Annotated in this window: 23 protein-coding genes and 1 tRNA gene; 10 read left to right on the top strand and 14 right to left on the bottom strand. The window is 35.2% G+C overall.

The genetic code is table 11. The features are described 5' to 3' along the window. Nucleotides 1–6: 6 nt before the first annotated feature. Nucleotides 7–240 (top strand): hypothetical protein, encoded by a 234-nt coding sequence (locus DW761_RS20920; protein WP_147323301.1) that lies wholly within the window; start codon nucleotides 7–9, stop codon nucleotides 238–240. A 1,013-nt stretch (nucleotides 241–1,253) separates the two neighbouring features. Here the strand turns inward: DW761_RS20920 and DW761_RS04000 are convergent. From DW761_RS04000 to DW761_RS03980, 5 genes are read right to left on the bottom strand one after another with little or no spacing between them, the layout of a single operon-like run. Then, entirely contained in the window at nucleotides 1,254–2,030 is a 777-nt protein-coding gene (locus DW761_RS04000) for an HD domain-containing protein (protein WP_117516479.1), read from the bottom strand. Beyond that, nucleotides 2,027–3,355: an MATE family efflux transporter gene (locus DW761_RS03995; protein WP_233509625.1), complete on the bottom strand. Its 1,329-nt coding sequence runs from the start codon at nucleotides 3,353–3,355 to the stop codon at nucleotides 2,027–2,029. The genes DW761_RS04000 and DW761_RS03995 overlap by 4 nt, the downstream gene beginning before the upstream one ends. Then, nucleotides 3,346–5,619: a U32 family peptidase gene (locus DW761_RS03990; protein WP_117516478.1), complete on the bottom strand. Its 2,274-nt coding sequence runs from the start codon at nucleotides 5,617–5,619 to the stop codon at nucleotides 3,346–3,348. The genes DW761_RS03995 and DW761_RS03990 overlap by 10 nt, the downstream gene beginning before the upstream one ends. Next, nucleotides 5,616–6,056 (bottom strand): threonine/serine exporter family protein, encoded by a 441-nt coding sequence (locus tag DW761_RS03985; protein ID WP_117456058.1) that lies wholly within the window; start codon nucleotides 6,054–6,056, stop codon nucleotides 5,616–5,618. Before DW761_RS03985 ends, DW761_RS03990 begins: the two co-directional genes overlap by 4 nt. Nucleotide 6,057: 1 nt before the next feature. Continuing rightward, entirely contained in the window at nucleotides 6,058–6,864 is an 807-nt protein-coding gene (locus DW761_RS03980) for a threonine/serine exporter family protein (protein WP_233513017.1), read from the bottom strand. Nucleotides 6,865–7,027: 163 nt separating this feature from the next. Here DW761_RS03980 and DW761_RS03975 point away from each other — a divergent pair, with 163 nt between their 5' ends. Beyond that, nucleotides 7,028–7,912, top strand: coding sequence for a diacylglycerol/lipid kinase family protein (locus DW761_RS03975; protein ID WP_117516477.1), 885 nt, complete (start codon nucleotides 7,028–7,030; stop codon nucleotides 7,910–7,912). Nucleotides 7,913–8,009: 97 nt separating this feature from the next. On the opposite strand, the gene DW761_RS21130 is transcribed toward DW761_RS03975, so the two are convergent. The 5 genes from DW761_RS21130 to DW761_RS03955 form a co-directional block, all read right to left on the bottom strand. Continuing rightward, on the bottom strand, nucleotides 8,010–8,153 hold the full coding sequence (locus DW761_RS21130; protein WP_178695255.1) for a hypothetical protein: 144 nt from the start codon (nucleotides 8,151–8,153) through the stop codon (nucleotides 8,010–8,012). Continuing rightward, nucleotides 8,143–8,850 (bottom strand): YjjG family noncanonical pyrimidine nucleotidase, encoded by a 708-nt coding sequence (locus tag DW761_RS03970; protein WP_117516476.1) that lies wholly within the window; start codon nucleotides 8,848–8,850, stop codon nucleotides 8,143–8,145. Before DW761_RS03970 ends, DW761_RS21130 begins: the two co-directional genes overlap by 11 nt. A gap of 74 nt (nucleotides 8,851–8,924) precedes the next feature. Continuing rightward, nucleotides 8,925–10,820 carry a carbohydrate-binding domain-containing protein gene (locus DW761_RS03965; RefSeq protein WP_117516475.1) on the bottom strand — a complete coding sequence of 632 codons (1,896 nt, stop codon included), beginning with the start codon at nucleotides 10,818–10,820 and terminating at the stop codon, nucleotides 8,925–8,927. Between the two features lie 11 nt (nucleotides 10,821–10,831). Beyond that, a complete protein-coding gene (locus DW761_RS03960; RefSeq protein ID WP_117456041.1) occupies nucleotides 10,832–11,494 on the bottom strand; it encodes a DUF4956 domain-containing protein in 663 nt (220 codons plus the stop codon). Next, nucleotides 11,487–12,206 (bottom strand): polyphosphate polymerase domain-containing protein, encoded by a 720-nt coding sequence (locus tag DW761_RS03955; protein ID WP_117516474.1) that lies wholly within the window; start codon nucleotides 12,204–12,206, stop codon nucleotides 11,487–11,489. The genes DW761_RS03960 and DW761_RS03955 overlap by 8 nt, the downstream gene beginning before the upstream one ends. Before the next feature lie 135 nt (nucleotides 12,207–12,341). Here DW761_RS03955 and DW761_RS03950 point away from each other — a divergent pair, with 135 nt between their 5' ends. The 5 genes from DW761_RS03950 to DW761_RS03930 all read left to right on the top strand — a co-directional run bounded on the left by DW761_RS03950 (nucleotide 12,342) and on the right by DW761_RS03930 (nucleotide 16,070). Beyond that, complete coding sequence (locus DW761_RS03950; protein WP_117516473.1) at nucleotides 12,342–13,019, top strand: response regulator transcription factor; 678 nt, start codon at nucleotides 12,342–12,344, stop codon at nucleotides 13,017–13,019. Continuing rightward, the gene (locus tag DW761_RS03945; RefSeq protein ID WP_117516472.1) at nucleotides 13,016–14,251 is read left to right on the top strand and encodes a sensor histidine kinase; all 1,236 of its coding nucleotides are present in this window, start codon (nucleotides 13,016–13,018) and stop codon (nucleotides 14,249–14,251) included. The genes DW761_RS03950 and DW761_RS03945 overlap by 4 nt, the downstream gene beginning before the upstream one ends. Nucleotides 14,252–14,312: 61 nt before the next feature. Beyond that, entirely contained in the window at nucleotides 14,313–15,557 is a 1,245-nt protein-coding gene (locus tag DW761_RS03940; protein WP_117455845.1) for an HD-GYP domain-containing protein, read from the top strand. A gap of 1 nt (nucleotide 15,558) precedes the next feature. Beyond that, nucleotides 15,559–15,939, top strand: coding sequence for a fluoride efflux transporter CrcB (gene crcB, locus DW761_RS03935; RefSeq protein WP_117516471.1), 381 nt, complete (start codon nucleotides 15,559–15,561; stop codon nucleotides 15,937–15,939). A 55-nt stretch (nucleotides 15,940–15,994) separates the two neighbouring features. Next, nucleotides 15,995–16,070: transfer RNA gene (locus tag DW761_RS03930), tRNA-Thr, on the top strand. Nucleotides 16,071–16,119: 49 nt separating this feature from the next. Here DW761_RS03930 and DW761_RS03925 read toward each other — a convergent pair. From DW761_RS03925 to DW761_RS03915, 3 genes are all read right to left on the bottom strand, one after another. Further along, nucleotides 16,120–16,539 carry a DUF3788 domain-containing protein gene (locus DW761_RS03925; protein WP_117516470.1) on the bottom strand — a complete coding sequence of 140 codons (420 nt, stop codon included), beginning with the start codon at nucleotides 16,537–16,539 and terminating at the stop codon, nucleotides 16,120–16,122. A gap of 91 nt (nucleotides 16,540–16,630) precedes the next feature. Beyond that, nucleotides 16,631–17,017, bottom strand: coding sequence for a nuclear transport factor 2 family protein (locus DW761_RS03920; protein ID WP_117516469.1), 387 nt, complete (start codon nucleotides 17,015–17,017; stop codon nucleotides 16,631–16,633). 5 nt (nucleotides 17,018–17,022) lie between these two features. After that, complete coding sequence (locus DW761_RS03915; protein ID WP_117516468.1) at nucleotides 17,023–17,424, bottom strand: hypothetical protein; 402 nt, start codon at nucleotides 17,422–17,424, stop codon at nucleotides 17,023–17,025. A gap of 307 nt (nucleotides 17,425–17,731) precedes the next feature. Between DW761_RS03915 and DW761_RS03910 the strand changes: the two genes are divergently transcribed. The 3 genes from DW761_RS03910 to DW761_RS03900 all read left to right on the top strand — a co-directional run bounded on the left by DW761_RS03910 (nucleotide 17,732) and on the right by DW761_RS03900 (nucleotide 20,000). Continuing rightward, entirely contained in the window at nucleotides 17,732–18,703 is a 972-nt protein-coding gene (locus tag DW761_RS03910; RefSeq protein WP_117516467.1) for a nucleoside hydrolase, read from the top strand. Nucleotides 18,704–18,721: 18 nt separating this feature from the next. After that, the gene (locus tag DW761_RS03905; protein WP_117516466.1) at nucleotides 18,722–19,288 is read left to right on the top strand and encodes an ECF transporter S component; all 567 of its coding nucleotides are present in this window, start codon (nucleotides 18,722–18,724) and stop codon (nucleotides 19,286–19,288) included. A gap of 79 nt (nucleotides 19,289–19,367) precedes the next feature. Next, entirely contained in the window at nucleotides 19,368–20,000 is a 633-nt protein-coding gene (locus DW761_RS03900) for a metallophosphoesterase (RefSeq protein ID WP_117516465.1), read from the top strand. 283 nt (nucleotides 20,001–20,283) lie between these two features. On the opposite strand, the gene DW761_RS03895 is transcribed toward DW761_RS03900, so the two are convergent. After that, nucleotides 20,284–22,869, bottom strand: a complete 2,586-nt coding sequence (locus DW761_RS03895; protein ID WP_117516464.1) for an ABC transporter ATP-binding protein/permease — start codon at nucleotides 22,867–22,869, stop codon at nucleotides 20,284–20,286. Between the last annotated feature and the right edge of the window lie 4 nt (nucleotides 22,870–22,873).

Below are 22,873 nucleotides of genomic sequence, written 5' to 3'. Positions count from 1 at the left end.
CTGTTTTTGGATAAAAGTAATGATAGATACTATCTAATTATTTGTAGTAATACGAATGATATCACCCAGATGTCTTTAAAAGATCATATCATACAGCTTGAAGGTGAAAAAGCCTTATATTTGACACCATACATTCATATCATAGAGATTCCAAAAAAATATGCCGATAATACTTTCTATTACAATGGAGATACGATAGATCCACTGAATTTTACAACAATTCTATATCCAGAAAGATAAGAAAAAGCAACCGCTATGAGATATTTAAAAGGTTGCCTTTTCTTATAATATTCCTTAAAGAATTTAAGGGATGGAGTGCCACTTACACTCCATCCCTTTTACATAAGCTAGCATCTTTTGATGCCACCTAATACTAGCATTCTTATTATAGCTTGATGTCTTTCACCATTCAACTATAAATTCATATTTTTTGTTGTTTACTTTATATAATATTTATGCTTATTAATTTTTTATAGGTTATTTTAACTTTTTTATAGAAAATTTAGGATTTTCATACCTTTTTTACGTATATGTATAATTGAGGAGGTTAAGTATATGGTACTTGAATTACAACGTGCCAGAACTTTAGGAAGGAAGGTCATGTGTATAATGGATTATTTGGTTATGTTATACTTATTGCTTAATATGACGTATGTCTTATTAGTAACTGTATACACAATCATTTCTTCAATACACAAGAACAAGAAGCAATAGCTTTCCTCTTGTAGAAGAATGTTTTGGGGGAACACCCCAGTAAGGTGTACATAATGGGTGAGTGGCGTTGCTTTGAAGTTTCTGCCTTTGCCTAATACTGGTACTCCTTAAAGAATTTAAGGGATGGAGTGTTACAGTCACTCCATCCCTTTTACATAAGCTAGCATCTTTCGATGCAACCTAATACTGGCATCCTTATTATAACTTGATGTCATTCATTATTCAACTATAAATTCATATTTTTTTGTTAATTTTAATTATTTAAAATTCTTGTATACACAATCATTTCTTCAATACACAAGAACAAGAAGCAATAGCTTTCCTCTTGTAGAAGAATGTTTTGGGGGAACACCCCAGTAAGGTGTACATAATGGGTGAGTGGCGTTGCTTTGAAGTTTCTGCCTTTGCCTAATACTGGTACTCCTTAAAGAATTTAAGGGATGGAGTGTTACAGTCACTCCATCCCTTTTACATAAGCTAGCATCTTTCGATGCAACCTAATACTGGCATCCTTATTATAACTTGATGTCATTCAACATTCAACTATTAAATTGATGTTTATTTAAATAATCAAGTATTTCCTGTTCTATCTGTTGAATAACTCTTTTCGTATTCGGATTTTCAAATTCAAATCGACGTAATAGATCATGTATCCATGAATGTTGTAAAAGTACTTTAAAACAAATTGGATAATTAAAATCATAAATCAAAGCTATATGCGATACTAAAATATCTCCTGGTGTTTTACGTTTTTCACTTAATATAGAAGTATGTGTCATAAAATCTTGAAAAACTTCTTTAGATATTAATGTATTTTTCATTTCATCTTCCCTGCACATAAACAATGTTTCACAGCTATGTGTACTGTTTACCCGAAAGATATCAATTTTATCTGCATCACGAATGATTTTTGCTTGTATCAATGTATCTCCTGTAAGGCTTTCATCTATACGAAATTTGTTATGATTAGCAATGGCAGTAAAAATTATATCATCATATCCTTCTTCTACAAAAGTTCGTATAAAATCCTTTTCTTTTAATATTTCAACGCCAAGCATTGCGTGATTTACACTATCGCGGTCAATAAATGTATGATATCTTCGGATTTGTTCAAAGCGTCCAATATCGTGTAATAGACCAATAAGAGAAGCAAGCTTTATTTGTTCATCTGATAATGCTAAATCACTCGCTATCATTTCACTGTAGCGCATAACTTCATATGTATGTTTGATTTTCAATTGAATTTGTTCATCATGTACATCATATTGTTTTACATAGGCTGCAAATGCCTGCTTTGCTTTTTCTAAATTGATCATGCCAGCAATCTTCCTTTCTTGATGATCATAACTGCAGTCATTAATGCAAATAATTCTGCTGCAGTTACACTTAACCAGATAGCATCAATACCAAATAAGAAAATCAGGATTGCCATACTGACTACAATAAATACAAAACCTTTTAATACCGCAAGCATTGTGGATAGCTTTCCCATTTCAATAGACTGGAAATAATACATAATCATAGTGATCATCGCAGTGAATAACAAAGATGAGAAATATAAACGAATGCCTGTAGCGGATTGTGTAATCAGCTCGCCATCACCATTCGCAAATAACGCAGCGACACCTTGTGGAAATATCAAAAAAATCAAATATACGATAATAGCGAAGGCAGATGCGAAACAAATACATACCTTTAATGCTTCTTTGACACGTTCACGATTGCCAGCACCAAAATTTGCGGATATGATTGGCTGGATTCCCTGTGCAAAACCATTCAACAGACCTTTACAAACATAAGCAATATTGGTCACAATCGCATAACTTGCTAAAAATAATTCATCAGCCATATGCAAAATTACCACATTGAATAATAGTATGATTGCCCCTGCACTGATTTCCATGATTCCACTGCCTAATCCATTGCTGCAAATACGTTTTAATAGATTTTTATGAAAACAATCCTTTGTAAAATGCACTGTATTCTTCTTTAGTATAAAATGAAAGGATACACCGATAATCGTTAAAAATGGTGAGATACATGTCGCAATTGCGGCTCCCTGTAGTCCCATACCAAACAACATTACAAATACGTAATCCAATATCATATTGCTGATATTTCCAAGCAACATGGCATTCATCGCAAGCTTTGGCGCATGGTCTGCACGTATTAAAATACTTGCAGCATACATTAACACAAAAGCAAAAGCACTGATATTAACAGGTAGCATATATTGTTTTACATAAGGCAATAATGCTTCACTGCTGCCTAGTGCATAGGCAAAAGGTTCTAAAAAAACAGTACCGGCAATGCTGATAAAAATCCCAATGATGAGCATACATGCCACACTTAATGTGAACGCCTGATTTCTTTCCTTTAAATGATGTGAGCCTTCTGCAACTGCCATAACCGTTGCTCCACCAACACCAAATAATAAGCCGATTGCTGAGTATAGTGTAAAGATTGGCATGGCAATATTTAATGCCGCAAGACCAACACTGCCAGCCCCTTTTGAGATAAAATAAACATCTACCAGACAATATAAAGAATTAGATAACATTGCGATTAATGTTGGCAATAAATATGAAAGATACAGCTTAGGGATCGGAGCTGTTAATAATGTTTTGGTATTCATTGACATAGGCTTGTCACCTGTTTGATTACTTCTCTACTTGTCTGTTCGTCTTCATCGTTCAATATACAGATAAAATGTTGTATTCCTGCTTTTTTCAGCTCTTGAATATCCTCTAAACGATTCCATGCAGTTTCTTCTAATAAATGCATACGGCAGTTTTCATCCATCATCAAAGGAAACTGACGTTTTTTCTTATCGATTAATAAATAATCATGTTTACGGCATAAGCCACAGTTCTTCTTATCACTGTCTTTTTCCACTGCGTTGATTGGACAATATTCACTTACCATAAGTTCTCGTTTTCCATATACTACATACGCAAAGCTTCCACCATGATAACGCTGTTTTGCCTGCTTCATAATCTTTATACATTCATCTTTATCTGTTTCTAATGAGAAAACAACACTTTGTGCCTGATGTTCAAATAAGAACTGTGCGCTATAGGAATTGGATACATTTAAAGATGTTCCATAAATATAATTTTTTTCCTGATATAATCCACCAATATCTTGTATCATACCCTGATCTGGATAGGCTGTTTTCATAATGCGTGGTGTTATCGGCTTTACTTCTGGATTTTCTTGTTTGATTTTTTCATATAATGGCAAAGAATCAATATAGATGGTAACATCCTGATCAACACATGCACGATATTGTTCATAGGTATGAAGGATGATACTGCATTCTTTCTTTTGTGTTAAAGATATGCTTTGATCTTTTTTATCATTTTTCCTGCGATTTGGATGTTGTAGGACACGTTTTTCATTCAATGCCGCTAAAGCATCTCGTCGCATCTGATTGATTTCTTTGATTGGCATGATTGCATCTTCATCCATATCAAATTCGATATTTTGAAAAGTATATGGGGTATCTTTGGTTTTCATCAGCTGTGCTTCTAAACGTTCTTTGGATAATGGTGTTTTCATAGCTTTTTCCACAATACAATCACTGATGATTTCTACTTGATTGCCTTGCTCATCATATACAGAAAGTGATGGATGTTGATCTTTTTTCATCGTGAATCTGCCATAAATATCAACTCTTCGCTGATATCCCTGATAGCTTTCCTGCAGCTGTTTTAATTGGTGAACAGCACTGGTTTTTAGAATCATCGCATGTTCTTTTACACCATAGATACGATCTAATTCAATGATACTTCCCGCATCGCCATGATTGACAAGCAAGCCATCTTTATATATTTTATTCACACGAAATCCTTCATCTTCATCACCTAAAATACGTACACCATCTCCCTGATCAAGATCACGGCTTAATTTCACACGCATTTTATCTTTTTTCAAACCAATGATTTTACCGACTTCCACGCCCATATGATTAGGACGAATCGGATTCATTAATGCACTGCCTTTTTGATGAAAAATATGTCCTGTTGTAAATCCACGATGAAATAATTTCTGCATATCTTCTATCATTTCTTTACTAACTTTGAATTTACGATGTGCTAAATGTGCATCAATTGCCTGACGATACAGTGATACCATATAAGCTACATATTCTGGTCGTTTCATTCTTCCTTCAATTTTAAAAGAAGCAACGCCAGCATCTATTAATTCTGGTAAACGTTCTAAGGTATTTAAGTCCTTTGGGCTTAACAGATAATCTCCTTTACTTTTAATTGGCACTAGACAATCTTCTTCTTTTCGATATAAACCATATTGCATACGACAAGGTTGTGCACATGCGCCACGATTTCCACTTCGATCAAATAAAACAGAACTCATCAAACACTGTCCAGAATAGGACACACATAAAGCACCTTGTACAAATACTTCTAAATCCACGCCAAGTTTTGCGTATGCTTCTATTTCTTCGATGGTTGTTTCTCTTGGGACAACGACTCGTTTTACACCTTGATTTTTCAAGAATAAAATACCATCTGGATTATGTACATGCATTTGAGTAGAAGCATGTACTTCCATATCCGGGAACACATTTCTAACAACATGAAGTAATCCTAAATCCTGTATGATCAATGCATCTACATCAATATCTTGTAAATAAGAAACATAATCTATAGCCGCATGCATTTCATCTTCTCTGATTAATGTATTAACTGTGATATAAACACTTACACCATACATATGAGCATAGCATATCGCTTCTTTTAAATCATCTCTTGTAAAGTTTTGCGCAAATGCTCTTGCGCCAAACATTTCTCCGCCAAGATACACAGCATCACAACCATTCTGTACAGCTGCATATAATGCTTCCATCGATCCTGCGGGTGCTAATAGTTCTACTTTTTTCATGCTTTCACCTCTGTTTTTTTACGTTTTGTGATTGCTTTCATAATCGTGGACACAAGTAATATCCCAAGTACAAGTGCCCCTGCAATCGTTATCGTATCTAAGCCCATTGTTAAAGCTTTCATAATATCTCCTTGTATTGCGGCAAGCATCGTACGATACATGCCACCTCCTGGTACTAAGGGAATTAATGCACAAATGATAAATGTTGTAACCGGGGTATGGGCAGTTCTTGCCAATATTTCAGAATAAAGTGAAAAACAAATGGATGCGATAAACATTGCACTTAATTCACTTGCGCCAAAATCTAAGCATAGTTGATAAACAACACCACCCAAAGAACCGCCAATTGCTGCCAGTAACAGCTTTTTTCCTTTGATATTAAATAATATTCCAAAGCCTAAAGAAGCGATAAAAGAGCCAATTAATATTTCCAGCATCTTATAATCCTCCTTTCAAACGGATAGACATGCTTAACACAAAACCTATACCTACTGCGATTGCTACAGCAATTAAAAATGCTTCGGTTGCACGTGCCACTCCTGATAAATAATCTCCTGCCATGGTATCTCGAACAGCATTGGTAATCGCAAGTCCTGGAACCAAAAGCATGATACTGCTGATAATCACGATATCACTATTAATACCATGATCCATATATTGAAAACCAAGTGCCGCTACTGCTGCCAAGCCTGCTGATAATGCATTGGTAAAGAATACATTCCATTCCCGCTTCTCTAGTAAAAAGCTTACAGTTTTAATTAACATTCCAATCAAAAAAGATACGAATGCTTCTTTCCATGTCCCATGAAAAAATATCGCAAAACCCAAGGCACTTAGTGCCCCAAATAATAAAGTAGTCCAAAAGCCATAGCGCTTTTCATTGGCGATATCCTGTAACTCTTTCCATATTTCATCTATAGAATACGCATGTTGTGTCGCACGTCTTGATAAATCATTTATTTTATCAATACAGTTTAAATCAGTTCCACGGCTTTTCACACGTAATACTTTTGTTAGTGTTTGCTGCCCTACAGTGATAGAGAACATGATACCCGTGGGTGTCACAAAACTTTGTGCATCTTCTACTTCATGAAAACAGGTACATAAACGTACCATAGTTTCTTCTACACGATATATTTCTGCGCCGCTTTCTATTAACAGTTTCCCTGCAAAAGCCGCCATATCCAATAAACGATTGGTATCCATATTATCCCTACTTCCTGCCACCTCAATAGTATAGAGCATTTACGCAAAAAAAGAAATGAAGAACATAAAAAATTTTATGAAAAGCAAGTATCGCAAATACTGAATGTAAAAGATTTGAAGTTCACTCATTCACAGTTTTTGTCATTTTGTTTTACCTTTTACAAGCTTTGGTTTATAATAATAAAAATGATGGGGTGATACAATGAATCGAAATGTAATGATCATTATGAATCCAAAAGCCGGTAAAGGCAATGGAAAGAGTGCTTTATTTACGATATGCGATCGTTTTAGTAAGGCACAAGATCATGTTCATGTGTACATTACACAATCAAAAGGCCATGCGATTACCTTAAGTAAAGAGCTTGGGCCAAGTCATGATATTTTATTATGTATTGGTGGAGATGGAACATGGAATGAAGTTATCAATGGTGTACTTCCTTTATCCACACAACCACATCTTGCCTATCTTCCTTCTGGTACAGTCAATGATTTCGCATCTACTCTAAAAATCAGTAAAAGTCCTGAGAAATTAATGGATACCATTGAACGATGGAATCCTTTTGCCTGTGATATCGGTTTATTCAATACCCGCTATTTCACATATGTTGCTGCATTTGGCATTTTTACTGATGTATCCTATTCCACACCACAACAATCAAAAAACATGTTTGGAAAAGTTGCTTATTATCTGGAAGGTATGAAACAATTGGCAAATATTCCCCGCTATCATATAAAATTACATGTTAATGGCGAAATGATTGAAGATGATTATATGTTTGGATGTATCACCAATTCTAAATATGTCGCTGGATTTACGACTGTTTCCACAAAACATGCGCAGCTGGATGATGGTCTGTTTGAAATTCTGATGATTAGAACACCCAATAATCCCCTTGATGCTCAGGTAATTATTGCCGCATTGTTAAAACGTGAAGTCAACCATGACTGGATGTATTTTACCACTGCCAGCAGTTTAGATATCGAATCTGTAGAAGATATCCCTTGGACACTTGATGGTGAGGATGGTGGAAGTACAACACTGGCACATATCGAAAATAAAAATAAAGCTGTTACGATTTTGGTATAGTAATAGTCATATCTTAAATTTGATTCATAGATATTTAGGTATAATATCTCTACCCAACTATCACAAAAAAATGCTGAAACATCATCAGCATTTTTTCTTATCCGTTAAAATTTACTTTGCCAAATTTCGCACCATTTTTCTTCTTGCCTAATTTTTTCTGTAATGCTTTGGTTGGTGTATTTGCTTTTGCAGCTCTGCTTTTTTCTAACAATGCTTTTGTATCTAATTTCTTATCTGCCATATGTATCTCCTTTCCCGACAATATCATATAATTCGCGTAAGTCTTTTATTTCATGATCAATTCGTAAGTGATGTTTATGTGGATGAGCTTTTGGATTAAACCAGCAGGTCGCAATACCTGCATTGTTGCCCCCTTGTATATCACTGGATAAACTATCTCCAATGATCAATACTTCTTCTTTGGATTTTGGCTTGATTGCCTCAAAAACAACATCAAAATATTCTTTTGATGGTTTTTGATATCCACATTCTTCAGATACAAAGATCTTTTTAAAATGCTGATCCAAACCACTGTCTTTTAAACGAGAATATTGTGTTGCGACTACGCCATTAGTTACGATATATAAATCATAATCATTTTTTAAGTTTGTGACAACTTCCATCGCATGATCAATTAATTCATGTCCCTGTCCTAATGCCAATTGATAATCATCTTCAAATTTTACACCATCAGCGTCAAAATGATATATATCAAACAGCTTGCCAAAACGGGTGTAAATCAAGGTATGACGATCAATTTCGCCTCGCTCATGCGCTTTCCACAACTCCTGGTTTAATTTAGTATATGTCTGTTCGATTTCTTCATTAAATGGCAGCTGGTATTTCGCAAATGTATTGCGCAATGCACTTTTCTCCGCCGCCTCAAAATCTAATAATGTTCCATCTGCATCAAATAGTAAACTTCGATATTTCTTCATAACGACTCCTTTTATCAAGATTGCGTTCTTATTCTAACATGAAACAAGAGAAAAAAACAGCATTTCTGCTGTTCTTACATACCATGACCACCTGGGCCGCCCATTTTTTTATCTCCACCTGGCTTTCCTTGTGGCTGATTCATACCTGCCTGTACACTTGTACCATCCTGCGAAATACTTGTGGCCATATCAGACAAAGTAAAGCTGCCAAGGGTAGAAGCATTGTTGATTGTACCTTCTGTGATTGCTTTTTTGCTTTCTAAACCACTGATGGTGCCACCACTTTGAATCGAATATGTTTTATCTTTTGTTAGAGATGGCGTGGATATGACGATATTATTAAACTTCTTTGATGGGGCATAGGCAATGATCAAATCATTATCCTGCATGAGTGATATCAGTGTATTTTCACTTTGTGTTTGATCAAAGGTGATCATCACACTTGCCTGAGAACTTGTATCTGATGGCATTTGCGCCATGCCACTCATACCAGCCGCAATCAATGTTCCACCTGTAATTTCACATGTTCCATCATAATCTAATGCACCATTTCCACTATCTTGGGGTCCATCCACAATCACACTGCCACCTTTGATATATAAATTGCCATTAGAATCTAAACCATCTCCGGATGCATTGACATAGATATTTCCACCCGTAATCGTGATAGATACATCACTGTCAGATGAGCTAAATGTATTTTGTCCAGGACGCCCATTCATCGAACTTCCATCATTTCCTCCAGCTGCATTTAAACCATCATCACTTGACACGACCTGAATATCTCCACCCTGTATCACTATTTGATTTCCTTCTATTCCTTCATAACTTTTTTTGATATCCATACTGCCTTTTTCCACCGTCAGTGTTTCATCTGCATGTATGCCATCATCTCCACTTTGTATGGTGTAAGTACCATCTTTGATATCCATAGATGCGTTGGTATGTATCGCATCATCACTTGTATCAAACGTATAGGTACCCTTGGATATGATCATATCTTTTCCAGACTTTATACCTTTAGCACTGGTAGTATCTTCATTTGTGGATGTTTGATCCTGTGGTCCCCATCTGCCCCAATCAGATTTTGTGGAAGCATTTTGACTGCCTCCTCCGGTTGTGATGTCAAAGGTTCCATCACTAATTTCTAAATTTGTTTCTGCCTGTATTCCATCCCCTTGAGATGTGATATGAAAAGTACCTGCCTCAATATATACCCAGCCTTTACTTTCCTCTTGTGATTCACTTGCCTGCATACCATCACCCTGAGCGTTGATGGTAAATGTACCATCCGCAATCGCAATACCGTCTTTTCCTTTTAATCCATCATTTTGACTTGTAATATCAAAACTACCACTCGTAATGACCAGTTGATTTTTTGAGAAAATACCATGATTGAAATTTGCATTTACAATAAGTTTTCCACTACCAGTGATACTTAAATCATCTTTTGAAAAGATTGCGGCATTGGGTTCTTCTTTTTCTGCATCCTCATAGGTATAATCTTTCGCATCACTGATTGTATTTTCACTATCTTTCGCTAAAATCAATACTGTCTTTTTTGCTTGTTTTACATAGATTGCACTGCTTGTATCACTTGTGATATTGGCATTATTTAATACGATACGAACTAGGTCTTCTTTACCTGCATCCACAATGATAGAACCATTTTTTAGCGAACCGTTGCATACGTAAGTACCTGCCTTGGATATGGTAATACTTCCATTCTTGATAGAAACACCATCAGCCTTCAAAGATGCATCCGATAAGTCAATGGATATCGCCTGTTCATCATAGGAATCATCAAAATCTTCATCCGCAAAAGTGAAATCGATTTTGGATGTTGTGGCATTCTTTACCGTTGTGGATTGAGCTTGTGATGTATTGGTGGTAGATTCCTCTTTCTTCTGACATCCATTAATTAATAAAGCCATACTGAGTATAAAAGCAATCATTGTTTGTTTTCGCATATCCTCATCTCCTAAAGTTCTTCTTTATTTACAGGCAGTCTGCCGCATATGATATTCAGATTGCCATTTCTACACCGTAATTCATCAATCATTTCTTTTTCCACAATACCTTTTCGTAAACAGATATGATAATGTAATTCGTATAAACTTCCCATATTGGTCGTTTTCACCTTCAACAATTCGTTTTTTGTGGTATATTGTTGGAAAATATCATCAAAGATGCCTTCATAATCCAAAGATTCTGGTATTGTTATTTTTAATTCTTTTTCCATTACATTCGCTTCCGCAAATGAACTGCCATATAAAATCATACTGGTAATACCAATCAACAGCGCAAAGACGATTGCGAACATAACATAGCCCATACCTGTCGCAAGACCGATTGCCATTGATAAAAATATAGTAGATATTTCTCGTGCACCGCCGGCAACACTACGAAAACGTACCAATGAAAATGCTCCAACAACAGCGACGCCGGTTCCTAAATTGCCATTGACCATCATAATGACTACCTGCACGATGACAGGCATCAATACCACACTGACCACAAAACCTTTATGATATACATTTTTAAACATATATACATAACCAATGAATAATCCACAAATAATGGATACCCCACTGCAAATCAACATATCTATGACATTCATCGATGTAAAAATACTATCAAACATAAACAAATCCTCCTATTTTTTCTTGTGCAAATATATGTTCCCGATAACATGTTCCATATTTAGAAAAGGAACATGGATATATTTCTAATTCGTTTAAGATATTCGATAACCATAAAGGCATCGCTAATGGCATTTTGATTTCCATTAGTATATCATTATGATCAAGAATTGGTGCGCCATCATCTTTAAAACGCAAATCACAGTGGTCTAATCGATAGCGTAAATCAAAGTCAAAAGTGATACGAAGATCATGATTCTCTTTACCAAAATACGCCATACGATCATATGCGATATATGTCTGTTTTGATAAATCATAACGCTGGATAAACCATCCAATTTCTTTTAGAATTTGTTCATCTTTTGGCATAATACCCCGATTCATATAATCCATAGCGATTGCACAAGGCAAAATCGTTCTTCGTTTATATACAATACCATTTACCTTTTTCTTTAATTCTATAAATACCGAATCCTCATCATGTGGTGTACCATAACTGCGTATTCTCAGTTTTTCTTTATAAGAAGGTTTATCCAGAGAATGGCGAATTAATTCGTAACTGTCGGTATCATAATAAATATTACAAATCGTATATTTTCCATATTCGTCTAATGCCATATACGGCGTTATTTTTTCTATTAGTTTTGCATATTTTTTAGATGATACCACATATTTTTTCTCATAGCGTGCAAACACGGTTTGTGTTTTTGCCATATTTCCACCTGCTTTCCTTTTACACTTACATGATATAACAGAAACCTTAAATCAAACTGAAAGACAAGTTTCAGCTTATTTTCAGCTTTCTTTGCGAAAGTTTGTGTATAATGGAGGTAGAAATGAGGTGATGTTATGCAGGTATTGATTGTAGAAGATGAAAGAAATTTAGCCGATGCACTTCGTCAGATATTAGAGGAAGAAAAATTTCAGACAACCATTGCATATGATGGCGAGGAGGGTTTGTCTTATGCCATGAGTGATCTCTTTGATATGATCATACTGGATGTCATGCTGCCAAAGAAAAATGGTTTTGAGATCGTACAGACGTTACGAGAAATGAACCATCATACACCAGTGCTGATGTTGACCGCATTAGATGAAATCCCCGATAAAGTAAAAGGTTTAACGCTTGGGGCAGATGATTATATGACCAAACCATTTGCGCCGGCTGAATTATTGGCAAGAATCTATGCCCTTACACGAAGAAAAGGTGAAATGATCCTTCATGAATTAAGCTTTCATGACTTGCGTCTTCAATTAAATACATGTAAATTACTGTGTGCACAAAAACATATCACCCTTGGATATAAAGAATTTGAAATCATGAAGTTATTTATGCAGCATCCATCCATGATCATCAGTAAAGAAGAACTGATCACAAAAGTATGGGGTTGTGACAGTGAGGCTGTAGATAATAATGTAGAAGCGTATATTTCCTTTTTAAGAAAGAAACTATTTTATCTTGAAAGCAAGGTAGAGATTAAAGCTCATCGAAAACTTGGTTATCGTTTGGAGTGTGATGCTTTATGATAAAAAAACTTCGTAAAAAGTTTATTTGGATCACCATGTCCTGTGTCACTTTGATATTGATCATTGTATTCGGTATCCTTTGTTTCAGTAATTATCATCATATGCAGCAAGAGATAGATGATAATTTGTCACGTACGTTGATGATGCAACAGAAAGAAGAAATTCCAAAGTTTGAGTTTAATGATCATAAAGATGATAAAGCTTTTGGCATGCATAATGCTTTTCGTGTAGAAACAGATTTCAATGGTACGATCATTTCCATACATGCCATGAATCTGGATGTAGATCAAGAAAGCCTGCAGAACATTCTTTCCACTATGGATATTAAGGATAAACAAAAAGGTATCTTACAATCACAAAGTCTGGCTTATCAGATCAAACAGACATCTTCCAACTATCAAATTGCGTTTGTTGATATCAGCGCCAATCTTAAAGATATGAAAAATTTAATTATTACATCGATGATTGTGGGTACTTTTGCTTTTCTGGCTTTCTTACTATTGAGTTTTATTTTGTCTAACTGGGCATTACGGCCAGTACAGCATGCATGGGATCAACAGAAACAGTTTGTTGCGGATGCTTCGCATGAACTAAAAACACCTTTAACTGTGATCTTAGCGGATAGCGATATCTTGCTTGCCCATGCAAACGATACTATTAATCATCAGGTGAAGTGGATCAACAGCATACAAAGTGAAGCACAACGTATGAAAAAACTGGTAGAAAGTTTGTTATTTCTTGCGAAAAGTGACGCAAACCGTCTGCCTGTGGAATTTCAAAACATAAACTTCAGTGATATCGTATGGAACTGTATCCTGCCCTTTGAAAGTATCGCTTATGAACACGGCATCCATTTACACAGCGAAATTGAAAACGATTTATATGTAAGCGGCAATGAAGCACAGCTAAAACAAGTCATGCTAATTTTTCTTGATAATGCCTGTAAATATACACCCGCAAAAGGAAAGATATCGATTCATTTGAAAAAAAACAATGAAAAACTAGTCTGTAAGATTCACAATACCGGCAGTTATATTTCCAAGGAGGAACAAGCCCATATCTTTGAACGTTTTTATCGTTGTGATAAAGCAAGAGTACATGAGGGTGGTTATGGTTTAGGCTTACCAATTGCAAAAAGTATCATGGATGCCCATCATGGTCAGATACAGGTAGAAAGCAATGAAGTAGAAGGATGCTGTTTTCAATTGATACTTCCGCTTAAAAATGGTTGAAGTCCTTTTGTTTATGAGATGTTTCTGTTATAATGGAAACGCATAAAATGAGGAAAATTATATGAAGATTATAAATGACAGTGAACTTTTACATATTATCCACAATACGCTAAATGAAATTGATGAAAGACTGATCGACCATGGATTTCGTGTAGCGTATTTATTACGTGAAATGATGATACAAGATGGAAGCTATTCTGAAGAAGAAATCAGAGATATGAGTATGGTTGCCATCCTGCATGATATCGGCGCATATAAAACTGATGAAATTGATGCGATGTTAGGTTTTGAATCCAGGCATATATGGAAGCATGCTGTTTATGGGTATTTGTTTTTAAAATATTTATCTCCGTTAAAACAACTGTCTTCCGTGGTACTTTATCATCATGTTCCATTTCAGGATTATGGACTGTATGATATCCCCTATCCTAAATTAACACAAATGCTGCATCTGGTAGATCATTGTGATCTCTATCTGATACGAAAGGAAAAATTTCCTGATGATTTCCATGATCGTTTATCAACCGAAGAATATGATCCTGAATTAACTGCCTTATTGAAAAAAACTGTTCAAAAAAGTAATGTTGTGGAAGTCATTACCCATGAACATCATGAAAACAGATTGATGGAGGAATTACATTTTAATGAACAGGAGATTCTGCAGTATATATCATTGATCAGTTATTCTATCGACTTTCAAAGTAAACATATGGTCGCACATACGATAACCACAACCAGTATCTCTAAAACACTGGGCACACTTTTAAAACTTTCGGATATACAGATACAAAAGCTTATGTATGGTGCCCTTCTTCATGATATTGGAAAAGTCGCAACACCTGTGAGCATACTAGAAAAGCCAGGCAGATTAACTGCCAGTGAAATGAAAATCATGCGGGAACATGTCACACACTCTATTCATATTCTGAAAGGTACCATGGATAATGAAATCGTACAGATTGCTGTCAGACATCATGAAAAATTAAATGGCAAAGGCTATCCTTATGGTTTATCAGAAAAAGATTTAACCTTAGAACAGCGTATTCTTGCGGTCGCGGATATCTTTAGTGCTTTAAGTGGTAAACGAAGTTATAAAGAAGCATTCGATAAACAACAAATGATGCATATTTTATACCAGATGGCTGATGAAGGTGCCATTGATTCCACAATTGTGGATATATGCCACGAACATTTTCATACCATTATGGAGAATATTGAAACAGATTGTATTCCTTTGTTGTCAACATATCATCATATCGAATATGAGTATGAGCATATTTTACAAGTAATTGGAAAGAAGGGCTGATATGAAAGCATTTTTATATGTAGGATTGGGTGGTGCCATTGGCGCAATGGCTCGTTATGGATTTTCTATGATTTCCATGAAAGCTGCCATTCCCATCAACACACTCCTCATTAATTTATTAGGCTCTATTCTCATTGGTTTTATTGCACAGCTTGCCTTATCATCTCATATATCTCCACAACTTGTGTTACTGATTAAAACAGGTATCTGTGGTGGTTTTACAACGTTTTCCACATTCTCTTTAGAAACCTTCCAACTAATTGAGAAAAAAGCATGGATACCAGCTGTTTCATACATTTTCGCTAGTGTCATGTTATGTGTGATTGGGGTATCTTTGGGAATGTATGGTGCCAGTTTACTGACAAGGAAATTTTCGTTTTAACTATGTACATTGATTTTGCATTGTGCTATAATAAATTCGCTTTCAAAAGCGATAGGCCGACTTAGCTCAGCTGGTAGAGCAACGCACTCGTAACGCGTAGGTCGGGGGTTCAAGTCCCTTAGTCGGCACCATATAAGAAAATGAATCAGTACCCATATCAAGTACTGATTTTTTTATATATTATGATACCTTTGTGAATTTCGCTGATAATACAATTTTAGCATCTTCATAATGCTCTTGCGTTAATACACGTTCATGTATCCATCCACCATCTCCACAAGAATACTTATTTATAATAAGCTCTTTTGTGTAAGGCTGTACCTTTGAAAGAATTGTATCAAACTGATTATTTGATAATCTTACCATCACTGTAAAAGCATTTCGTTCAGGAAATACGTTACAGATGAGTTTCTTTTTGATACGATGGGCAATACACCAGCCATAATGATTTCCATATGGATAGGATAATTCTTGCCGGGTATGGTAGGTTGTTGATAACCACTCATTAAGCAACATAAACAATGCTCCACAATCGCCACAATACGCCTCCATTTCTTCAATAGCTGGTTGTTTACTTTTCTCAAGCATTCTTTCATACATGATCATGTTCTCCTTTATGTATCGTGAATTTCATACGTATTTCTGTATAAGTTATGCCATCATAGGTATAGGAAAATACTTCCTGTTTTTTCTACTCCGGCAATGGTATGGATATCTTTTTTATTGATGTACCAATATGTTTTTCTTTTCGCCATAAAGGAGGTTCACCATCATCTCCCCAATACTCGTCAATGCATTCAATTTTATCATCTTTTACTTTTATAAAGGAAGTTACATGAAAAGATAGCTCTGTGGAAAACACATGTGTCACTGTGATAATCACTTGATCTATTCTTTCTATTCTTTCAATCTCGCCATCCCATCTGCCCGGATATTCACAATTCGCCTGTATGAATTCATCCAGTGTAAATTCTTCATTGGTATTATGCCATCGAATGACTGCATTTTCATGAAAGTATGAGCGCATGAGTACAGGATTTTGTTGAAGTGTTGCTTTCCAATAATTTTGTATATCCATATGGTTCACCCCTCTATCGTTAAATCATATAAATCATCAAAGATATCTGAAAATTCAAAAGAAATGATATGCGTATCATCTAATGTTTGATTACAATAGGAACATTGTCCATCATTATTTGACAACAGCAAAATAGATGGTGTTCCCAGTGCAGGCAACAGTGTTTCTTTATTTTGATCAGGGAATATGCCATCATCACGAAAGGCTTCATCCTCTAATAAAAAATCCATAATTTTTGATAAATACAAGTGATAAGCAGATGCAAGCTTCCTCGCATATTCTGCATTTTCATCTGTGTATTCATCCATCATAAAATCAATATTCTGAATGGTTGCTTTATACAACTGACTTTCATTATCATATTGAAAACCATCAATGGTTTCCGATTTATGTTCTGTATGTTTCATAATGTCTCCTTTTTATTTATGTATTATATGTCATTATACCATGACTATCGTGTTTCTATAAATGAAATATGCATATTTTATCTTATTTCTTCTGTAAGATATACAGTAAAAATTTTTAAAAATGTATCATTTAGGCTTTACGAATTCCTGTCTTTTATGGTATAAAGAATACGCACTGGTTCCTTACCTCCCAGTATAATCATAGGCAAACGAAATGAAATAATAGATTTATAATTTTTTTATAAATGCTTTTTTTTTCATGACCTTGCTTATTGGTAAGGTCTTTTTTTTGAATGGAGGAGTATTTATGAGAAGAAAAGTAATCATCGATTGTGATCCGGGTATTGATGACAGTCTTGCACTCATGCTGGCGTTATCATCGGATGAGATTGAAGTTATAGGCATTACCATTGTTTGTGGTAATTCACCTGTTGAAATGGGTTTTAAAAATGCTAAAAAGATATTAGCACATATGCAGCGTCTGGATATACCGGTATTTGTGGGCGCTGATAAGCCCTTAAAGAAAACTTTCTGTGATGCTTTAGATACGCATGGAGCCGATGGTCTTGGTGAAAGCTTCTTAAAGGATATTCCTGGATATCATCAAACAATGGATGCTGTCACCTTTTTATCAAAAACCTTAAAGAAACAATCCTGTTCCATCATCGCTTTAGGACCTTTGACCAATTTAGCTCAGCTTATTTCACAGGATGTGGAAGCTTTTGATAAAATAGAACAGCTTGTTTCCATGGGTGGCAGCTATAAATCTCATGGTAATTGTTCTCCTGTCGCTGAATACAATTATTGGGAAGATCCTGAAGCTGCCTGTCTTGTTTATCAACAAATGGCCAAAACAAAGAAACAAATACATATGGTGGGTTTAGATGTCACACGCAAAATCGTTCTTACGCCAAATCTTCTTTCCTATATGGAACGATTGCATCCTGAGAAGGGAGCATTTATAAGAAAAATCACCAAGTTCTATTTTGATTTTCATTGGACACAAGAACATTTGATTGGCTGTGTGATCAATGATCCCCTTGCTGTCGCTTACTTTCTTTTTCCTGAAATATGTTCTGGATTTTCATCTTATGTACAAATTGAAACAGATGGCATATCAAGAGGACAAAGTGTTGTGGATGCCTTTCATTTCTATCGCAAGGAGAATAATGCAGTCATTTTGACACAAGTGGATGTAAAAGCCTTTTTCCAATTATTTATATCCCGTATATTACATCTGGATCTTGCACAGATTGATCTTTTGGACACACTCATATAAAGAAAGGGGTTTTCATTTATGAAATCAAAAATTACAGTATATCATATCAGCATGATTGCTTTTGCGATTGTTATAAATCTGGTTGGTGGTCAAATTGCTTTAATGCTAAAACTTCCAATTTATTTAGACAGTATGGGCACTATCTTTATCGCAGCTGTTTATGGTCCTTTTTATGGTGCTATGCCAAGTATCTTAAGTGGCTTGATTTTAGGAATGACATCAGATATCTATGCTTTGTATTATGCTCCTGTTGGTATCCTTTTAGGAATGTTAGTCGGCATTGTCTGGAAAAAGAAAAAAGATAATCTTGCATGGGCATTTTTCAGTGCACTTTTTGTGACAATTCCAACTTCTCTAATATCAGCCTGTATCACCGCATACCTTTTTGGAGGCATTACATCTTCAGGTTCCACATTTATCGTACAATTATTAGCCAAAACACCATTAGGATTAACACTGAGTTGTTTTATCGTACAGCTATTTACAGATTATTTAGACCGTATCATCAGTATCCTGTTGATTAGTTCCCTATTACATAAACTTCCACAAAGCTTTATCTATAAGATAAAACGGCAAGCGGATTAATGCAAGGTTTTTATGTACAACCATTGCACGTTTGTATCTTTTCGCTTATAATACGCATAGTTATAAAAGGAGTGATACGATGCGCAACTATATCGCTGATTGCCATTTTTTCCATGCTGCTTTAAACACAAAGATGGATAAACGTGGATTCGAAAGTGTAGAAGAAATGAATGAATATATGATTCAACAATGGAATAAAAAAGTAAGAAAAAATGATGAAGTTGTTATTCTGGGAGATTTATCCTGGGGAAAAGATGAGGAAACAAATGAACTGTTAAAGCGATTAAACGGGCGTTTATTTCTGATTATTGGAAACCATGATCGATATCTGAAAAGTAAAGATTTCCACACAGAGCGCTTTGAATGGATCAAATCATATGAAGAATTGTCAGACAATAATCGTAAAGTGATTTTAAGTCATTATCCTATCATGTTTTATAACATGCAATATCGTTTAAATAAAGAAGGTCAGCCAAAGACTTATATGTTGTATGGACACGTGCATGATACCCATGACCAGCGCTTGATAGAACAATTTCAAGATATTACAACCTCTACGATCGTACAAAATCCTGGAGGTGAAGAAGTACATATCCCATGCAATATGATCAATTGTTTCTGTATGTATTCTGATTATACACCTTTGACATTAGATGAGTGGATTGCATGTGATCAAAAAAGAAAAGCAGTAAGCACAAAGTTAAGTAAATAACTTCATGCTTGCTGCATTTTTTTATTAACCATGTGGTGCGTACCAATTTTTTTCATCAATTAGTGATAAATCATCAATTATACAAATTACAGAACCATAACCAACTTCAACATTTAAAATGGAATATTCATTTTCTTCTTTTTTAAGTGGCTTTCATACATCGAAATTTTTAATTGCTTTTTTACCTTAAGTTTTAGATTTTTTGATTTTTATAGGATGAATTTTTCCATTCTTTTAGTCAAAGTTTTAAATAAAACCCAATCGTATAGATTGGGTAATGTTTTTACTCTGTACGCAGAGCTTCCACAGGATCCTTCTTTGATGCGATTCTTGAAGGAATCAATCCTGCGATGGTTGTTAGTAACAGGGAAATCAAAATCAGAATAACACCACCTGCAACTGGTAAAGATGCGATATTGGTTACACCAGTTAAGTTTTCCACAATGATACTGATTGGAATATCTAAAAGTACTGTAACACCGATACCAATACATCCAGATATCAGTCCAATGATAAATGCTTCCGCATTAAATACATGAGAAATATCTTTCTTGCTGGCACCAATACTTCTTAAAATACCAATTTCCTTTGTTCTTTCTAATACAGAAATATAGGTGATAATACCAATCATAATACTGGAAACGATCAAAGATACACTGACAAAGGCAATTAATACATAAGAAATCATATCTATAACGGTTGTGACAGATTCCATCATGGTGCCAACGATATCATTATAACTGATAACATTTGCATCTTTTCCATCAGCCTTTTGTTTTTCATTATAGTCGTTGATTAAATCTGCGACGGCTTCCTTATCATCAAAACTTTTTGCGTAAATATTCACACTGCTTGGAGAATCCAAATCAATTGCGCCAAGTTTTTTCAGGTTGCCATCATAGGTAGAATTTAATGCATCATTATAACTGTTGATAAACTGAAGACGTTCTTCCTCACTCATCGTCATTAACTGCATTTTTTGTTCATCACTTAAGGTAGAAAAATCCATTTTCTTATCATCTGAGAATGCTGTTCCGGTAAAGACATTGATTTTCTTATCAGCCTTTTGTTCCTTAACGATATCCGTATTTTCCACATGAGAAATTACATATTCTTGAAGTTCATCTGTGTAATAAATACCACCTTGTTCAGACTTGCTTAAAGCGCCTTCTTTCGGCTGTATGATACCAACGACTTTGATATCCTGTCCATTATCCACAATCTTCTTCAAATATGCTTCATCATCGCTGCGATCAACCCAGATTCCGTTTACTTTTTCATATAAATCTGTGTTTAGAATTAATTTAAACTTCATATCCAGTAGTTCTTTTGTTGTATAAGAGCGTTGTTTCCCAGCTTCTATTTCTTCTTTGTTTTGTAATGCCTTGAAGTTTTTCGCAAGCTCTTCCTGATCCATCAAGCCTAATGAATATAAGGTATAATCACTGATTTCTTTATTAGAATCAACTGCCAGTACAACTTCGTTATATGCTTTTGGCCATGTTCCATCGACAAGTTTATATTCATCATCACGCATTGTTTTTTCACTAGGCAGTTTTGCCCACACTTCATTGCCCATACCCATACTGGAATCACTGGATCCCATGAAGCTGCTGGCATCCATTGCTTCCTGCAGACCTAATGTTTTCATCAACTGATTAGGGGATACCTGTACAAGTCCAGCTGCCCCATTTTCATTAAATACATTTAGTGTCAATGGATATCCATATTCAATCGCTTTGGTATGCTCCTGAAACTTAGAATCTGCGCTTTCTAGATATTCTTTAAATGCCGCAAGATTGTTGTTGGTCATCTTATCAGACATGGTTTCCAGGATATCATTGATCATTTGACGGGAATAGATTTTATCATCATTGTGTGTTGTTTCTTTTTCATGCATTCCCATCATGGTTTCCATCATGACACTCATATCCATGGAGTTATCCTGAATCGTGATTGGATAAGAAGATAAGGTATCTTTTTCCACACCATCAATATAGCTTTGTACCCCATTGGATAAGGATAAAATCAATGCGATACCAATGATACCGATACTGCCTGCGAATGCTGTTAAAAAAGTTCTTGCCTTTTTGGTCATTAAGTTATTTTTACTTAAGGATAAGGCTGTCGCAAATGACATGGAGGTGTATTTAATTTTATCCACAGCAGCTTGTATTTTGCTTTCTTTTAATGCATAAGGATTACTGTCATCCACAATTTTACCATCTAATAAACGGATGATACGCGTAGAATATTGTTTTGCCAAGTCCGGATTGTGAGTTACCATGATTACTAAGCGATCCTGTGCAACTTCCTTCAACAGATCCATAATCTGAATACTTGTCGCAGAATCTAATGCTCCGGTAGGCTCATCTGCCAATAAAATATCAGGGTTATTGACCAGCGCACGAGCAATCGCCACACGCTGCATTTGTCCTCCACTCATCTGGTTTGGTTTCTTATATATTTGATCCTTTAGACCTACTTTTTCAAGTGCTTCTATTGCACGCTGTTTTCTTTCTGCTTTGGATACACCAGATAATGTCAGTGCAAGTTCTACGTTGGATAATACATTTTGATGTGGTATCAGATTATAGCTTTGGAATACAAAGCCAATGGAATGATTACGATAAGCATCCCAATCCTTATCTTTAAAATCCTTTGTGGATTTTCCATTGATGATCAAATCACCGCTGGTATATTGATCTAATCCACCTATGATATTCAACATGGTTGTTTTTCCACAACCGCTTTGTCCTAAAATAGATACAAATTCATTTTCCCTGAAGGTTAAGGATACACCTTTTAATGCGTGAACAGTTTCATCCCCACTCACATAATCTTTTACTATATTTTTTAACTGTAACATAAAT

Source organism: Absiella sp. AM29-15 (assembly GCF_003434225.1).
Taxonomy (GTDB): Bacteria; Bacillota_I; Bacilli_A; order Erysipelotrichales; family Erysipelotrichaceae; genus Hoskinsella; species Hoskinsella hominis.
This window is presented reverse-complemented; position numbering and strand designations above follow the sequence as displayed.

Excerpts from the sequence above, each read along its gene's own strand:
- DW761_RS04000 (WP_117516479.1), bottom strand. The coding sequence starts at position 2,030 with ATGATCAATTTAGAAAAAGCAAAGCAGGCATTTGCAGCCTATGTAAAA.
- DW761_RS03995 (WP_233509625.1), bottom strand. The coding sequence starts at position 3,355 with ATGTCAATGAATACCAAAACATTATTAACAGCTCCGATCCCTAAGCTG.
- DW761_RS03990 (WP_117516478.1), bottom strand. The coding sequence starts at position 5,619 with ATGAAAAAAGTAGAACTATTAGCACCCGCAGGATCGATGGAAGCATTA.
- DW761_RS03985 (WP_117456058.1), bottom strand. The coding sequence starts at position 6,056 with ATGCTGGAAATATTAATTGGCTCTTTTATCGCTTCTTTAGGCTTTGGA.
- DW761_RS03980 (WP_233513017.1), bottom strand. The coding sequence starts at position 6,864 with ATGCTCTATACTATTGAGGTGGCAGGAAGTAGGGATAATATGGATACC.
- DW761_RS03975 (WP_117516477.1), top strand. The coding sequence starts at position 7,028 with ATGAATCGAAATGTAATGATCATTATGAATCCAAAAGCCGGTAAAGGC.
- DW761_RS21130 (WP_178695255.1), bottom strand. The coding sequence starts at position 8,153 with ATGGCAGATAAGAAATTAGATACAAAAGCATTGTTAGAAAAAAGCAGA.
- DW761_RS03970 (WP_117516476.1), bottom strand. The coding sequence starts at position 8,850 with ATGAAGAAATATCGAAGTTTACTATTTGATGCAGATGGAACATTATTA.
- DW761_RS03965 (WP_117516475.1), bottom strand. The coding sequence starts at position 10,820 with ATGCGAAAACAAACAATGATTGCTTTTATACTCAGTATGGCTTTATTA.
- DW761_RS03960 (WP_117456041.1), bottom strand. The coding sequence starts at position 11,494 with ATGTTTGATAGTATTTTTACATCGATGAATGTCATAGATATGTTGATT.
- DW761_RS03955 (WP_117516474.1), bottom strand. The coding sequence starts at position 12,206 with ATGGCAAAAACACAAACCGTGTTTGCACGCTATGAGAAAAAATATGTG.
- DW761_RS03950 (WP_117516473.1), top strand. The coding sequence starts at position 12,342 with ATGCAGGTATTGATTGTAGAAGATGAAAGAAATTTAGCCGATGCACTT.
- DW761_RS03945 (WP_117516472.1), top strand. The coding sequence starts at position 13,016 with ATGATAAAAAAACTTCGTAAAAAGTTTATTTGGATCACCATGTCCTGT.
- DW761_RS03940 (WP_117455845.1), top strand. The coding sequence starts at position 14,313 with ATGAAGATTATAAATGACAGTGAACTTTTACATATTATCCACAATACG.
- crcB (WP_117516471.1), top strand. The coding sequence starts at position 15,559 with ATGAAAGCATTTTTATATGTAGGATTGGGTGGTGCCATTGGCGCAATG.
- DW761_RS03925 (WP_117516470.1), bottom strand. The coding sequence starts at position 16,539 with ATGTATGAAAGAATGCTTGAGAAAAGTAAACAACCAGCTATTGAAGAA.
- DW761_RS03920 (WP_117516469.1), bottom strand. The coding sequence starts at position 17,017 with ATGGATATACAAAATTATTGGAAAGCAACACTTCAACAAAATCCTGTA.
- DW761_RS03915 (WP_117516468.1), bottom strand. The coding sequence starts at position 17,424 with ATGAAACATACAGAACATAAATCGGAAACCATTGATGGTTTTCAATAT.
- DW761_RS03910 (WP_117516467.1), top strand. The coding sequence starts at position 17,732 with ATGAGAAGAAAAGTAATCATCGATTGTGATCCGGGTATTGATGACAGT.
- DW761_RS03905 (WP_117516466.1), top strand. The coding sequence starts at position 18,722 with ATGAAATCAAAAATTACAGTATATCATATCAGCATGATTGCTTTTGCG.
- DW761_RS03900 (WP_117516465.1), top strand. The coding sequence starts at position 19,368 with ATGCGCAACTATATCGCTGATTGCCATTTTTTCCATGCTGCTTTAAAC.
- DW761_RS03895 (WP_117516464.1), bottom strand. The coding sequence starts at position 22,869 with ATGTTACAGTTAAAAAATATAGTAAAAGATTATGTGAGTGGGGATGAA.